The sequence below is a fragment of the Bacillus sp. BSL6 genome (genome assembly GCF_052928345.1).
Genome location: NZ_JAVGCW010000001.1, coordinates 729,233 through 743,478 on the forward strand (window position 1 = coordinate 729,233; position 14,246 = coordinate 743,478).

The window sequence follows — 14,246 nt, forward strand, 5'->3', positions numbered from 1 at the left end:
CTTAACCAATAGCATGTAATACGAACATGGCTAAGAATAAGCATGTAATGATATACATAGACGGTGCGACTTCTTTACGCTTTCCAAGAGCAACTTTTAAGATAGGATAAGCAATAAATCCGAACGCAATGCCATCAGCGATACTATATGTGAGCGGGATCATGACGATAATTAAGAACGCTGGAAATCCTTCTGAAAAATCGTTCAGAGGAATTTGTTGAATGCTTGTAATCATCAGGCCGCCAATAATAATTAAGATTGGTGCAATGGCACTATCAGGAATTAGTTTGACAAACGGAAGTGCAAACAGTGATGCAAAGAATAACAACCCTGTAACGATAGACGTCAGACCTGTCTTTCCGCCTGCAGTAATACCTGCGGCACTCTCTACTGTTGATACGGTAGGGCTTGTGCCAAATAGACCACATGTCATTGCTGAAATTGCATTGGCTTGGTAAGCACGTGGGAATTTACGGTCATCTTCTAATAAACCGTGCAGAAGTCCCATGTTCTCAAAAATAAGCACCATGCTTAAGGAGAATGTTGCAATCCAAAACGGTAAGGAAGAGAGTTTGCCAAATGACATAGCTCCAAACACATCGCCGTAATTAGCGAATGAGAATGAACTATTTCCAATTTGACTTGTATCCACAAGACCAAATAGCCATGCGATACCAGTTCCTATTGCAATCGTCCATAAAAAGTTTCCACGTACGTTACGAATAAATAATACGAGTGCAACGATAAGAGTAAGCACGGTCGCAAGAACGACAGGGCTACTTAATTTCCCCATTGCAACAGCAGTATTTGGATTCGAAACGACTAAACCACCTTTTTGCAATCCGATAAATGCTAAAAACAATCCGATACCAACAGTAATAGCTTCCTTTAATGACTTTGGAATCGATACGGAAAGCACGCGAGCGATTGGTGTAAACGCAGCAATTGCAAAAATAATACCAGAGATGAAGACAGCTGCTAATGCTTCCTGCCAAGTTAATCCGAGCGTATGGACAGCAGTGTACGTGAAGAATGCATTTACACCCATACCAGGGACAAGAATAGCAGGTGCATTTGCCCAAAATGCCATGAGCAGACATCCGACAAATGAACTGAAAACAGTTGCTAAAATTCCAGCTTCAAGAGGAATGCCAGCATCGGATAAAATGGATGCATTTACAATCATAATGTATACGATTGTGAAAAATGACGTAACTCCAGCTAAAACTTCTTGTTTTGGTGATGTTTCGTGTAAACCTAATTTAAATGTTCTTTCAAGTATTCCTTTCATGTTAAACCTTCTTTTTCATATCCCTCTCCCACCCGTGATATCTCTTTCGTAAGAGCTCACCGTCCTTTATTATATCAGAACATCATGTTTTTACAACAAGGAAAATGATAACGTTTACTTATAAATGAAATTATTTATAAGTACGTAAAAATTGCCCGTATTGTAGAAATGATTTCTAATTCTCCCGATTGAATGGGAGGAGACGCTTGTGCATGTAAAGTAGCATAGGAAGCGACTTCCCTTGGTAATTGAGCAGATTCTTCAACGAATGAGAGTGGAACAGGATTAATGTTTAAATTGTATGTACTCGCAATAGCACGAGCTTTTTCTACAGCTTGTTGCAGAGCTTGAATGAGAGCTTGCTCATAATATTTATTTGGGTGAGATATTCGAAACCGTAAACCTTTTGCTACGTTTGCTCCATTTGAAACGGCTATATCATATACTTCCCCTGCTTTTTGTACATTTAAAACGGTAATTTCATACAAATGTTCCACCCGATATCCTTGTAGTAATGCTTTATCATTTACATACTCGTATTGAGGAGTGATCGTATAAGAAATCGTTTCTATATCTTTATCAGCGATACCAAGCTGTTTAAGTGCATCCAGCAATTGTGTTGATTGTACTGCATTTTCTTCTTGCGCTTGTTTCACATTTTTACTATCAGTTCGAATGCCAAGTGTTAGTATAACGACATTTGGTTTTGCTTTGACAACACCTTCACCTTGTACAGTAATAGTCGCTTCTTTACCAGTATTAGCTGTGCGTACGTTGTGTAAATAAGGATTCATTCCACCTTGCATTTTCCATCACCATCCTTTTTATATGTATATGTGTGAACAAAAAAGAAATTTGTATGAAAAAGTTACATAAATGGGAATGTTAAAGAAAGAAAGCATATACAACGAGGGTATTTATAGATTATAATATGTGTAAATATGATAAAAAAGGGACGAGGCTAGTGAACGAAAAAAGAGAAACACTGATTTTAGAGTTATCCGGATCATTTCGAAAGATGATACGTTTATTACAAAATGATATTAATACACGTTTTGCAGAACATATGCCATATAATGAATTTTCTGTATTACGCGCGTTATTTTTAAACAGTCCACAGATGGCTTCGCAAATTGCGAGTGAAGTAAACGTAACCTCCAGTCATATTACAGCTGTTACAGATCGTCTTGTACGAAAAGGATTAGTAGAAAGAAAACGTTCTAATTCAGATCGTCGTATCGTGTACTTAGAAATTACAGAGCACGGAAGAGAAGTAACTGAAAAACTAGAAGCTGTACGAAAAGAATATTATAAAGAGAGATTTAAAGGTTGGAGCGACCAAGAAATAGAAATGGTGTTAGAGCTATTTGGCCGCGTATTATAATAAATGAGGATAGGGAGCGACAGCTTTCCTATCCTTTTTCTTTTGAATAAAAACATTTTGAAACTCCAATACTTTAATTAAAAGATCGGAGGAAAGATTATGAAATATATTGCTGCACTTACCATTTTATTTGGTGGTTTTTTCTATTTTCAAACATTCGCGTACGCAGATACGCCTATCCAAGTGGTGCGAAAAGAAGTGAAGTACATTGAAAACGATAATACAGTCTTATATTCAAAATTATGGGTTCGTTCTATGCAAAACACAGTATTATTCCACCATAGCGATAATATTCGTAATCAGGACACATTACGTAATGTAACAAGTTCATCGCTTGTTAAAGCGAAGCAACTATCTTTTCAGAAAGCAGCACTCTATATACCGAGACTATCGCAATACGTATCAAAAATAGGAAAAGAAAATATTCAAGTGTACTACATTGCGATTCACTATAATGTGAAAAAAGAAAATGCATATCAATTAGATGGCATGAACTATTTTCTACAAGTATTTGTGAAAGAGCGTGGGGAATGGAAAATTGCTGAAAGTGTAGTTGCACCGACAGAGCAAATTGTGCAAAATGGTGATGGATTTGGGATGAAAGAAGAGATGGTGTATGGGGATAGGAGAGAGAATGTGAAATAACCTCCTCAATAAGAGGAGGTTATTTCATTTAAAATTCCAAGAGACTTTCCATTTTAATATTTTAGATAGGAAGAAATACGTAATAAAACTAGTTACTAAAAATCCGATGTAAAAGCTGGACAATGAGTGCGCTCGACTTAGTATTAAACCTCCAACGATCCCACCAAAGAAAATAGCGCATGCCATTACTAACTTTTGTAACTTTGGATATAATAGATAGTTACCATTTCGCTCATTGATTGAACGGGCATATAAATATATACCGAGTGGTAATAAAAGAATAATATGTGCAATAGGTCCAATCAATGTTTTTGCCGGTGGAATCTTTGTAAAGTTTGGTTCGTTATGACGTACTCCATTTTGATCAGTATAAGCGCTCTGTGGATCATAATTAAAGTAAATACGAAAATCTTCTGCTGGGCTAGAGATACGTATGTTTTCCATCACATCATGTATAAGGCTGTTGTCTTCATGAAATTCAGTGTTTGAGTGAACAGCAATGACTCCGGAGATAAGTGATGGAAGTAAAGCTGGAAAGATTAATATAGTTGTAGTGAGAAATCCTTGCGATATAATATTCCCTGTAATTGTACCTACACATAAGGTAATTGTATAAATAGCGATTAATACAATTAACATGTATATAAAATAACTATGAAAGGGAGAGAATACTTGATATTTATTATGAAAAGTTAACTTTTTCATAATAGCAAATAGCCCCCAGTTTAAAATGACAACTGCGACGATATTACAGATTCCAAATAACCACTTTGTTATATAAAGGTGCGAACGTTTAAAGGGCATAGACCATAACAAGTCGCTAGCGTTATTTTGTCTTTCCCATCCAATTAACGTACAAGCTAGAACGATAAGTACACTACCTAACAGCAGAACAGAATCTAGAAGTGTTAAATCAAAATGGTAATGATATACATAGTTCCACTTTTTATTGTCATTTAGAAATTGTTGCTCTTGAATAGAAGTCATATAGTATTGATATGACAAAGTATAGAAGCTGACGAGCCAAAATAACCATACAATATATTTACTTTGTTGATACGTTCTTAGCCACAGTGCTTTTTGAAACATAGGATCTCTCCTTTAAAAAACTTTATAATTTGTTAGGCGTGATAATATAACATAAGTAATGATTCCGGTTAGAAACAAACCGATATAGTAACTAGGTAAGAAATTAAAATGGTTTATTTTATAGCCGCCTAGTAATGCAAAGTAAATGGTTGAGCCCCATATCCATATCGGTAAACTCTTTTGGAACATAAATATCTTCTGAGTGTTTTCATTTGGTGATCTTGTATATAAATATGTTCCAAGTAGTAAGTAAACTAATGTATAAAAAATTGGGACTAACATTGATTTTGCTGAATAATATATATGAGATGCTGGATCTCTTAAAGCAGTTGGATTGTTCTCGATCTTACGGGATTCCGGATCATAGTAATAATTGATAGAAAAATGACTAATTGGTGCAGCTGTATTTGTTTTTTGATTGATTTCATAAAGTTGTCGATATAAGTTTTCATTTTTAATATTTGCAGCGTATAAATGGTTAGTTGTAAAAGTGTATAGTAATGTAATAAATGTAACCCCTGCTAGTAACCATGGAACACAAAAAATAATCTGCGAAACGATGCTTCCAGTAAAAGTACCGATACATAAGGCAGCTGTATAGACTGCAACATAAGAAACTATCGCATAAAGAAAGTATCGATGAAACGGACTAAAAGATTGATAATCAAAATGAATCGTTGTTCTATAAATAACATACATAAGAACCCAATTGATAAGTAATGAGCCCACAATACAAAATGAACCGAAAGCCCATTTAGATAAGAAAACATCTTTTCTTTTAAATGGCAATGTCATAAGTAGTGTATTAGATTGGTAGCTGCGTTCCCATCCTATCAATAAGCAGGCTAAAGCAATGATAAGAACAGTTAACCAAAAACTATTACTTTCTCCTGAAGAAAAAATATAAAAATAATAATACTGTTTCCCTTTTTCTTGTAATTCATAATACGCATCAAGTTGTTGCTGAGCACTTCTATAGTAGCCAAAAGGTAACAAGTAAAACGAACTAAAGAAGAATAGTAACACAGCATATTTTCCGCGCTTCCAATTCCACATCCATAACGCCTTATGAAACATACCCATCCTCCTCCAGTGTTGTAACGAAGACATCTTCAAGTGACATTGTTAATTCTTCAATGAGTATAGGTTGTTCTTTATAAAACTTCTCCAGTGTTGTAGCCACATTTCCCTCGATTAAGATTGTATACACTTTTCCTGTTTGATTTAATATTTTAATATTGCTTAAGTTTTCTAGTTTTTGAGGTAATGAACGTTCGTAAGCAACTTGTATTTTAGCAAATCGTGATTTTGCATCGTCTAGTGATGTAATAGAAGATATAGTATGGCCTTTTAATATAATGATTGTATCTGCAATTTGTTCTACTTCATCTAAATGATGAGTTGAGACGAAAATCGTAATCTCTTTTTCTGCAACTTCTCCAACGAGAAACTGTAAAATTTGCCTTTTCACGATAGGATCAAGTCCATTTGTCGGTTCATCTAAAATGATATATTCTGCTTTTGTAGAAATAGCTAAAATGATGGCAAGCAGTGCTTTCATTCCTTTTGAATAACTACGAATTCGTTTGTTTGGTAAGTTAAAACGTTCTAACAGTTCATAGAAATATACTTCATCAAACGCGGTATAAACGGTTTTATAAAACCTTACAATTTCTTTTACTGTATATCCGTTCAATATGTTAGTAGAATCCGGAACATATACGATTTTTTGTTTCGTTTCAGGATTCTTATGAATGTCAGTATCCCCATATGTAACAGATCCTTCATCAGGGTCTAAAATACCGACCATCGTTCGTAATAAAGTTGTTTTCCCCGCACCGTTTCTTCCGAGTAATCCGATGATACTTCCTCTCTGTAATGTGAAAGAAACATCGTCTAAAATCGTTTGACTATCAATCGTTTTCTTCAAGCTTGTCACTTTCAACATCCGCATTTCCTCCAATCTCTTTGTAGTATGAATCTATCCAATCATGAATTTTATCTTTCGTAACACCAAGATAAGAGGCTTCTAATAGTAATTGATGAAATTGCTTTTCAACCATCGCGATTTTCCTTTCGTCTAATGTTGGGGTAATCGATTGGGATACAAATGTTCCTTTTCCTCGTAATGTTTCAATAATCCCTTGTCGCTCTAACTCTTGGTACGCTTTACTCACTGTATTTGGATTAATAACGAGTAAAGAAGCGAGTTCACGTACAGAAGGAAGTTTATCACTTGGAGCTAACATGTTTTTCAATACGAGTTCTTTTATATTTTGAACAATTTGTTCCCATATCGGAGTGTTGCTTCTTGGATCAAGTTGAATATGCAAGAGCAATGTCTCCTTCCTGACATGTATTAAGTGTACTAATGTGTGTAGTACACTTAATACGATATAGGTGATGAATGTGTTTGTCAACTGAAAATGTTAGAAAAATATGGTATTAAAAAATAATAAATTGGAAAAAATAGGTTTGATATAGAATGGAGGGTTGGTCATGAAGCGAGTTTTTGGAATACTTGTTTGTTTCATGTTATTGCTTTCTGGTACTTCAGTTAGTTTCGCACAATCTGAGAAAACGAAGCAGGATAAAACAGAAGAAACAACGCCGAAGTTAGCAGAACAAGCGTCGTCAGCAATCGTAATTGAACAAGATACAGGTAAAGTTTTGTTTGATAAAAATCCAAATGAGAAATTACCGCCTGCTAGTATGACGAAGATTATGACAATGCTATTAATTATGGAACAAGTTGAAAAAGGAAAATTAAAACTGACCGATAAAGTTAGAGCGAGTGAGCATGCAGCTTCAATGGGTGGATCACAAATCTTTTTAGAGCCTGGAGAAGAGATGACTGTAAATGAAATGCTAAAGGGTATTGCAATTGCATCTGGAAATGATGCGTCTGTTGCAGTAGCGGAGCATATCGCTGGTTCAGAAGAAGGTTTTGTAAATATGATGAACAAAAAAGCGAAAGATTTAGGGCTGAAAAATACTCATTTTCAAAATCCAACAGGTCTTCCGGCTAAAGACCATTATTCTACAGCAAATGATATGGCTATCATGGCGAAAGAATTGATGAAGTACCCACTTATTCGCAAATACACAGGTAAATACGAAGACTATTTACGTGAAGATACGGATAAGAAGTTTTGGCTCGTTAATACGAATAAGTTAGTACGTTTTTATCCTGGAGTAGATGGTGTAAAAACGGGCTTTACGACAGAAGCAAAATATTGTTTAACAGCATCGGCTGAGAAGAATGGGATGCGTGTTATTTCAGTTGTTATGGGAGCACCTACATCAAAAGAACGGAACAATCAAGTAACGAAGCTTCTTGACTACGCATTTGGTCAATATATGACAAAGAAATTGTATACACGAGGCGAAAAAATTAAAACTGTCCAAGTAGGAAAAGGGAAAAAAGAAAAAGTAGATTTAGTTGCGTCAGACAATGTATCTCTTCTTATGAAGAAGGGCGAAAATATGGACAAGGTAAAGCAAGAAGTAATTGCTGAAAAGAAAGTGAAAGCGCCGATTAAAAAAGGTGATGCACTTGGTACGCTTGTTATTAAAAAAGATAAAGATGTTTTATTAAAACAAACAATTGTAGCAAAAGAAGATGTTGCTGCAGCGAGCTGGTGGGAGTTATTTAAAAGAAGTTTTGGGATGTTTTCAACATCAAAATAGCGGCAAATATTTTGCCGCTTTTCTATTCGTATGTAAGTAAATAATTGCTGAATGGTTTCACTTTATGGCGAAATAGTTCTTCTTTTGTCAGTAGGAAGGATTCTTATGTTGTATCACGAAAATCTTTATGTATGTAAATGAGTAAAGTTTGAGCATAAGGAGGAAATCGTGTGAGTCTTTCCATGCAATTAGAAGTAAAACGTGACGTCCTATGTGTGAGACTAGCGGGTGAATTAGATCATCATACTGCTGAAGAGTTGCGAACGAAAGTAACAGATATGATTGAGACACATGGTGTTCATCATATTGTTTTGAGCCTAGAGAACTTATCGTTTATGGATAGTTCTGGTTTAGGTGTTATATTAGGCCGATATAAGCATGTAAAGGGATTAGGTGGAGAAATGGTTGTTTGTGCAATTTCACCTCCTGTTAAACGTTTATTTGAAATGTCGGGCTTATTTAAAATTGTTCGTCTAGAAGAAAGTGAAGCGCATGCGCTCGCGACGTTGGGGGTGGCATAAATGAGAAATGAAATGAACCTTCAATTTTCAGCATTAAGTCAAAATGAATCGTTCGCTCGCGTTACAGTAGCTGCTTTCATTGCACAACTAGATCCTACGATGGAAGAACTTACAGAGATTAAAACAGTTGTGTCAGAAGCGGTTACGAATGCAATTATTCATGGGTACGAAGGAAATGCAGAAGGTGTTGTTTATATTTCTGTAATTTTGGAAGAAGCAATGGTGAAACTCACGATTCGAGATGAAGGGATTGGCATCTTTAATTTAGATGAAGCGAGACAACCCCTTTTTACAACTAAACCTGAATTAGAGCGTTCCGGAATGGGATTTACTATCATGGAAAATTTTATGGATGAAGTAGAAGTTATTTCAAACGAATCTTTCGGGACAACAATCCATTTGACAAAATACTTATCAAATAGTAACGCTCTATGCAATTAAGGAGAATAGCCTATGGACATAGAGGTCAAAAATGAGAAGAAGAAACCTCAGTTAAAGGACCACGAGCTAAAAGCGTTAATTCAAAAAAGTCAAGATGGAGATCAACAAGCAAGAGATACAATTGTTCAAAGTAATATGCGTCTCGTATGGTCGGTTGTGCAACGTTTTCTTAATCGCGGATACGAACCAGACGATTTGTTTCAAATTGGATGTATTGGACTCTTAAAATCGGTAGATAAATTTGATTTATCTTTCGACGTGAAATTTTCAACATATGCAGTTCCCATGATTATTGGCGAAATACAACGATTTTTACGTGATGATGGATCGGTGAAAGTAAGTAGGTCTTTAAAAGAAACAGGAAATAAAATTCGAAAGATGAGAGATGAGCTTTCGAAAGAATTCGGAAGGGCTCCAACGATTAATGAAGTAGCTGAAGCGTTAGAACTAACGCCAGAGGAAGTGGTTCTGGCGCAAGAAGCGAGTCGTGCCCCTTCATCTATACATGAAACGGTGTATGAAAACGACGGAGATCCAATTACTATTTTAGATCAAATTGCAGATCAATCTGAAACGAAATGGTTTGATAAAATTGCTTTAAAAGAAGCAATTAGAGAATTAGATGAGAGAGAGCGTTTAATTGTATATTTACGCTATTATAAAGATCAAACGCAATCAGAAGTAGCAGAGCGAATAGGTATTTCGCAAGTACAAGTTTCAAGACTTGAAAAGAAAATATTAAAACAGATGAAAGATCGAATAGATGAATAGTTATCTATTCGATCTTTTTTTATGAATGTAATAGGAGGGTATTATAAACTTTCGTAAAAATTAACAGAATTTATTGATAATTTAGTAAATTTAAAATATAATCCAATTATGAACTTGTCACAAAGGGGGAAGGAAATATGGAAACGAGGCAACAATGGGGAACGAGGGCTGGATTTATTTTCGCAGCGGTCGGCTCTGCCGTTGGATTAGGAAACATATGGCGTTTTCCTTATACAGCGTATGAAAATGGAGGAGGCGCATTCTTTTTACCGTACTTATTCGCATTATTAACGACTGGTATTTCATTGTTAGCATTCGAATTTGCTCTTGGGCACCGTCACCGTGGTTCAGCACCACTTACGTTTTTCCGTATTCATCCGCGTGCTGAATTTATCGGTTGGTGGCAAATGTGTGTAACATTTATCGTTTCAACATATTATGCAGTAATTATTGCTTGGTCTATTTCGTATACGTATTTTGCAATTACTGGCGCATGGGGGAAAGACACGGAATCATTTTTATTTAAAGAGTATTTGCATGTTGCAGATAAGCCTGGACAGTTTGGAGGGCTCGTACCGGAAGTATTAATTCCACTAGCTCTCGTTTGGATTATTGTGCTTGGTGTTGCATTTAAAGGAGTTAAAAAAGGAATCGAAGTTGTGAACCGTATTTTCATCCCTTTACTAGTTGTTATGTTCCTTATTATCGTAGTTCGTGCGGTGACAATGGAAGGTGCGATGCAAGGATTAGATGCATTCTTTAAACCAGATTGGAGTCGCATTTTTGATGGGAAAGTATGGCTTGCTGCTTACGGTCAAATCTTCTTTAGTTTATCTTTAGCATTTGGAATTATGATTACGTATTCTAGTTATTTACCGAAAAACTCAGATACAACAAATAATGCCTTTATTACTGGATTTGCAAACTCAGGATTTGAATTATTAGCAGGGATTGGGGTCTTTGCGGCTCTTGGATTTATGGCACACAATATGGGAGTACCGGTTGATAAAGTAGCAAGTGCGGGTGTAGGGCTTGCGTTCGTAGTATTCCCGCAAATTATTAATGAATTACCGATGTCACCGTTATTTGGTGTATTATTTTTCTTATCATTAACAGTTGCTGGAATTACATCCCTCATTTCGCTTGCGGAAGTATGTTTTGCTGCTGTATCTGAAAAGTTCAGCTTAAGTCGCCAAAAAACAATTGGAATTATGGGGACGCTTCTCGTACTAGTTTCTCTCGTTTTTGCAACACGTGGCGGGCTTATGTTCCTAGATGTTGTCGATTATTTCGCTAATAACTTTGGATTAATCACAATTGCACTAGTGGAAGTAGTTACGATAGGGCTCATTCTACGCCGTTTACCAGTTTATCAAAATCACGCAAACTTCGTATCTGATATTAAGTTAGGGACGTTTTGGAGAGTGAGTTTACTCGTTATTACTCCGCTTATGTTAGGTTACATGTTAATTGATGGTACAATCCAAAATATTAAAAAGAACTATGGAGGTTACCCAACGGAGTTTGTCGTAACATATGGTTGGTCAATTGCAGCAGCGTTCCTTATCGTTGCGCTAATTATTAGTCTGAAAAAATGGAATGCACAAATACATTCAGATTCTGCTAAGCTTGAAAAAGAATGGAAAGATCGAGGTGTTTCATAATGAGTGGATCAGCGATTATGATGATGGTTATTGGAATAGTAGTCATTTGGGGAGGGCTCGCATTAAGCATTGCAAACTTATTTAAGAAAAAAGCATAAACAAAAAAACATCTGTACCGAAATGGTACAGATGTTTTTTTGTGAAAAAATTGTATTAGAAAAAAATTGAATAACCATACTACAACTACGAGGAAGAGTGAAGAGGTGAATGGAAATTGGAACAAACAATTTATATTAAAATGCGTAATCGATTAAAAGTTTCTCCTACGTATGAAGTAAAGCTTGGTGATGTTGCTCAACTTGCCGGAGATGCTGTAGTAGTTCAGTCGTTACAGGATGAGGTAATTTATAAAATTACAGCGCGTGATAAAACGCATGTTGTCATTGATGTTATGAAAATAATTGAGATTATTAGGCAAAAAGCCGCTCATATACAAATTAATTTACTCGGTTCTGGACAAACTCTTGTTGAAATTATATATGAAAAAAAGAAAGTACATCCGATTTTCTTCGGACTTGTATGGTTGTTACTTTTCATTGGAGCGGCTCTTGCCATCATATATTTCCATGAAGATGTAAGCATGCAACAAGTGCATCAACGGTTATACTACATGATTACGGGAGAATTTAAGGCGCAACCACTCTTATTTCAAATTCCTTATTCATTAGGTCTTGGGTTAGGTATGGTCTTATTTTTTAATCATGTATTTCAAAAGCGAATTAATGAAGAACCGAGTCCGTTAGAAGTGGAAATGTTCCAATATCAGCAGTCACTTGACCAATATGTAATTGTTCATGAAAACAAGGATAATATGAAACAACTTACCGATGATTGAGTCTGGATTCGTTATTTTAATTGCTTTAGCAGGAGGAATTGCTGTAGGTAGCGGATATGTTGCATTTTTAGCTGTACTTGGTATAATCCCCCGTCTAGCTCAATTAACGAGAAGTGGAAAGCACATTCAATATTTTGAGTGGGCAGTTATTGCAGGTACGTTAACAGGAGCTGGGTGTAGTTTGAAAAACATTACATTTCAAACGTCGCAATATTGGCTTGTTATATTAGGAATATTTTGTGGCACATTCATTGGAATGCTCGCTGCCGCATTAACGGAAGTGTTAAATGTTCTACCTATTTTAGCGAAACGAGTAGGGGTAGAGGGGAAGATTGTTATTTTACTCGTTGCTCTTGTACTTGGAAAAGTAATAGGCTCGTTGTTTCACTGGATTTATTTCGTAAAGTAGGAGGCAATATATAAATGACAGGGCGAAAACTAAAGGACGATTACGTAAATAAAGTGAAGGAATACCATCCGAAGCCAAATTATTTTATAAATTGTGTTAAGGCATTTTTTGTAGGTGGACTCATTTGTACAATCGGAGAAGTATTGATGAAATTTTATATACATTATTTTCATTTTAGTGAACAAGAGGCAGGGAATCCAACAGTCGCAACTCTTGTACTATTATCGGCGATTTTAACAGGTTGTGGTGTATATGATAAAATCGGTCAATTTGCTGGAGCTGGATCGGCCGTACCTGTTACAGGATTTGCGAATTCTATGGCGAGCGCTGCGCTAGAACATAAGAGTGAAGGCATTGTGCTAGGGATTGCTACAAACATGTTTAAGCTAGCGGGAAGTGTTATCGTTTTCGGGGTCGTTGGAGCATATATTATTGGGTTAATAAGATATACGTTTAAAATTTTTATGTCTTAAAGGAGGGGCTAATATGAGGTTGACAGGAAAACAAACGTGGGTATTTCAAAATGATATTTATGTGAATGCAACCGGTACTGCTGTCGGTCCAAAAGAAGCTGAAGGCCCTCTTGGAAAGGATTTTGATATTTCATATGATGATTTACATTGCGGAGAGGAAAACTGGGAGCTTGCTGAACGAAGATTAATGTCAGATTCGATTCAACAAGTTTTGGAAAAAGGAAATGTAAAAACATCACAAATTGATTTCTTTTTAGCGGGTGACTTATTAAATCAAACAGTGACAGCAAATTACGTTGCGCGTAGGTGGGGAATTCCCTTTTTAGGCATGTTTAGTGCTTGTGCGACCTCGATGGAGACTTTAGCGGTCGGATCAGCCTTTATAGATGGTGGATTCGCAAATCGTGTTTTAGCGACGGTAAGTAGTCATAATGCAACAGCTGAAAGACAGTTTCGTTATCCAACAGAGTATGGGGGACAAAAACCAGGAACAGCAAATTCCACTGTTACAGGTGCGGGATCCATATTAATTAGTAAAGAAAAAAGTGCCATTAAAATTACGTCGGCTACGATTGGAAAAGTACAAGATTTAGGAATTGCGAACCCTTTAGATATGGGATCGGCGATGGCACCTGCTGCAGCTCATACAATTCAGCAACATTTTGAGGATTTGAAGAGAAGTGCAGCCGATTACGATTTGATTGTTACCGGTGATTTATCAGCTATTGGGACACCAATCGCGAAACAACTGTTACTGGAAGAAGGTTATGATATTGGGCATATATATAACGATTGCGGATTAATGATTTATGATCCCGGTCAAGAAGAAGTATTTGCTGGTGGTAGTGGTTGTGCTTGTTCAGCTGTTGTCACATATGGTCATTTATTAAGCGAGATGCAAAAAGGGAATTTACAACGAATTTTTGTCGTTGCTACTGGTGCGTTATTAAGCCCGATGATGATGCAGCAAAAAGAAACAATTCCAACAATTGCACATGGTGTCGTATTTGAGAGAGTGAAGGGAGAGTGAATT

General features: G+C 36.2%; 18 protein-coding genes. 12 read left to right on the plus strand and 6 right to left on the minus strand.

All coding sequences use genetic code 11. The annotated features are described in order from the left end of the window. Nucleotide 1 precedes the first annotated feature (1 nt). Both RCJ96_RS04090 and RCJ96_RS04095 read right to left on the minus strand, forming a co-directional pair. The gene (locus RCJ96_RS04090; protein WP_000676253.1) at nt 2-1,291 is read right to left on the minus strand and encodes an NCS2 family permease; all 1,290 of its coding nucleotides are present in this window, start codon (nt 1,289-1,291) and stop codon (nt 2-4) included. 134 nt (nt 1,292-1,425) lie between these two features. Continuing rightward, the gene (locus tag RCJ96_RS04095) at nt 1,426-2,097 is read right to left on the minus strand and encodes an SIMPL domain-containing protein (protein ID WP_074606904.1); all 672 of its coding nucleotides are present in this window, start codon (nt 2,095-2,097) and stop codon (nt 1,426-1,428) included. Nucleotides 2,098-2,255: 158 nt separating this feature from the next. On the opposite strand from RCJ96_RS04095, the gene RCJ96_RS04100 reads away from it, so the two are divergent. Further along, nucleotides 2,256-2,675, plus strand: coding sequence for a MarR family winged helix-turn-helix transcriptional regulator (locus RCJ96_RS04100; RefSeq protein ID WP_001003315.1), 420 nt, complete (start codon nt 2,256-2,258; stop codon nt 2,673-2,675). A gap of 99 nt (nt 2,676-2,774) precedes the next feature. Continuing rightward, nucleotides 2,775-3,320: a hypothetical protein gene (locus RCJ96_RS04105; protein WP_316150494.1), complete on the plus strand. Its 546-nt coding sequence runs from the start codon at nt 2,775-2,777 to the stop codon at nt 3,318-3,320. Nucleotides 3,321-3,344: 24 nt separating this feature from the next. Here RCJ96_RS04105 and RCJ96_RS04110 read toward each other — a convergent pair whose 3' ends face one another. Genes RCJ96_RS04110 through RCJ96_RS04125 form a run of 4 tightly spaced genes read right to left on the minus strand, consistent with a single transcriptional unit; the run spans nt 3,345 to nt 6,742 of the window. After that, complete coding sequence (locus tag RCJ96_RS04110; RefSeq protein ID WP_316150491.1) at nt 3,345-4,409, minus strand: ABC transporter permease subunit; 1,065 nt, start codon at nt 4,407-4,409, stop codon at nt 3,345-3,347. A 12-nt stretch (nt 4,410-4,421) separates the two neighbouring features. After that, on the minus strand, nt 4,422-5,486 hold the full coding sequence (locus RCJ96_RS04115; RefSeq protein WP_074606898.1) for an ABC transporter permease subunit: 1,065 nt from the start codon (nt 5,484-5,486) through the stop codon (nt 4,422-4,424). Beyond that, a complete protein-coding gene (locus tag RCJ96_RS04120; protein ID WP_000922161.1) occupies nt 5,476-6,357 on the minus strand; it encodes an ABC transporter ATP-binding protein in 882 nt (293 codons plus the stop codon). Before RCJ96_RS04120 ends, RCJ96_RS04115 begins: the two co-directional genes overlap by 11 nt. Next, nucleotides 6,323-6,742 (minus strand): GntR family transcriptional regulator, encoded by a 420-nt coding sequence (locus RCJ96_RS04125; protein WP_000548036.1) that lies wholly within the window; start codon nt 6,740-6,742, stop codon nt 6,323-6,325. Before RCJ96_RS04125 ends, RCJ96_RS04120 begins: the two co-directional genes overlap by 35 nt. Nucleotides 6,743-6,908: 166 nt before the next feature. On the opposite strand from RCJ96_RS04125, the gene dacF reads away from it, so the two are divergent. The 10 genes from dacF to spoVAD all read left to right on the plus strand — a co-directional run bounded on the left by dacF (nt 6,909) and on the right by spoVAD (nt 14,243). Then, a complete protein-coding gene (gene dacF, locus RCJ96_RS04130; RefSeq protein WP_000831985.1) occupies nt 6,909-8,099 on the plus strand; it encodes a serine-type D-Ala-D-Ala carboxypeptidase DacF in 1,191 nt (396 codons plus the stop codon). Nucleotides 8,100-8,269: 170 nt separating this feature from the next. Next, complete coding sequence (gene spoIIAA / locus RCJ96_RS04135) at nt 8,270-8,620, plus strand: anti-sigma F factor antagonist (protein ID WP_000059133.1); 351 nt, start codon at nt 8,270-8,272, stop codon at nt 8,618-8,620. After that, on the plus strand, nt 8,621-9,061 hold the full coding sequence (gene spoIIAB / locus RCJ96_RS04140) for an anti-sigma F factor (protein WP_001243400.1): 441 nt from the start codon (nt 8,621-8,623) through the stop codon (nt 9,059-9,061). A gap of 12 nt (nt 9,062-9,073) precedes the next feature. Beyond that, nucleotides 9,074-9,832 (plus strand): RNA polymerase sporulation sigma factor SigF, encoded by a 759-nt coding sequence (sigF, locus tag RCJ96_RS04145; RefSeq protein WP_000350729.1) that lies wholly within the window; start codon nt 9,074-9,076, stop codon nt 9,830-9,832. 137 nt (nt 9,833-9,969) lie between these two features. Further along, entirely contained in the window at nt 9,970-11,496 is a 1,527-nt protein-coding gene (locus tag RCJ96_RS04150) for a sodium-dependent transporter (RefSeq protein ID WP_000450062.1), read from the plus strand. Further along, nucleotides 11,496-11,594 (plus strand): methionine/alanine import family NSS transporter small subunit, encoded by a 99-nt coding sequence (locus RCJ96_RS04155; RefSeq protein WP_000016826.1) that lies wholly within the window; start codon nt 11,496-11,498, stop codon nt 11,592-11,594. The genes RCJ96_RS04150 and RCJ96_RS04155 overlap by 1 nt, the downstream gene beginning before the upstream one ends. Nucleotides 11,595-11,710: 116 nt before the next feature. Further along, complete coding sequence (gene spoVAA / locus RCJ96_RS04160) at nt 11,711-12,331, plus strand: stage V sporulation protein SpoVAA (protein WP_074606896.1); 621 nt, start codon at nt 11,711-11,713, stop codon at nt 12,329-12,331. Further along, nucleotides 12,324-12,740, plus strand: coding sequence for a stage V sporulation protein SpoVAB (spoVAB, locus tag RCJ96_RS04165; RefSeq protein WP_316150476.1), 417 nt, complete (start codon nt 12,324-12,326; stop codon nt 12,738-12,740). Before spoVAA ends, spoVAB begins: the two co-directional genes overlap by 8 nt. A 14-nt stretch (nt 12,741-12,754) precedes the next feature. Then, a complete protein-coding gene (spoVAC, locus tag RCJ96_RS04170) occupies nt 12,755-13,213 on the plus strand; it encodes a stage V sporulation protein AC (protein ID WP_048530883.1) in 459 nt (152 codons plus the stop codon). A 13-nt stretch (nt 13,214-13,226) separates the two neighbouring features. After that, the gene (spoVAD, locus tag RCJ96_RS04175) at nt 13,227-14,243 is read left to right on the plus strand and encodes a stage V sporulation protein AD (protein ID WP_074606894.1); all 1,017 of its coding nucleotides are present in this window, start codon (nt 13,227-13,229) and stop codon (nt 14,241-14,243) included. The last annotated feature ends 3 nt before the right edge of the window (nt 14,244-14,246 follow it).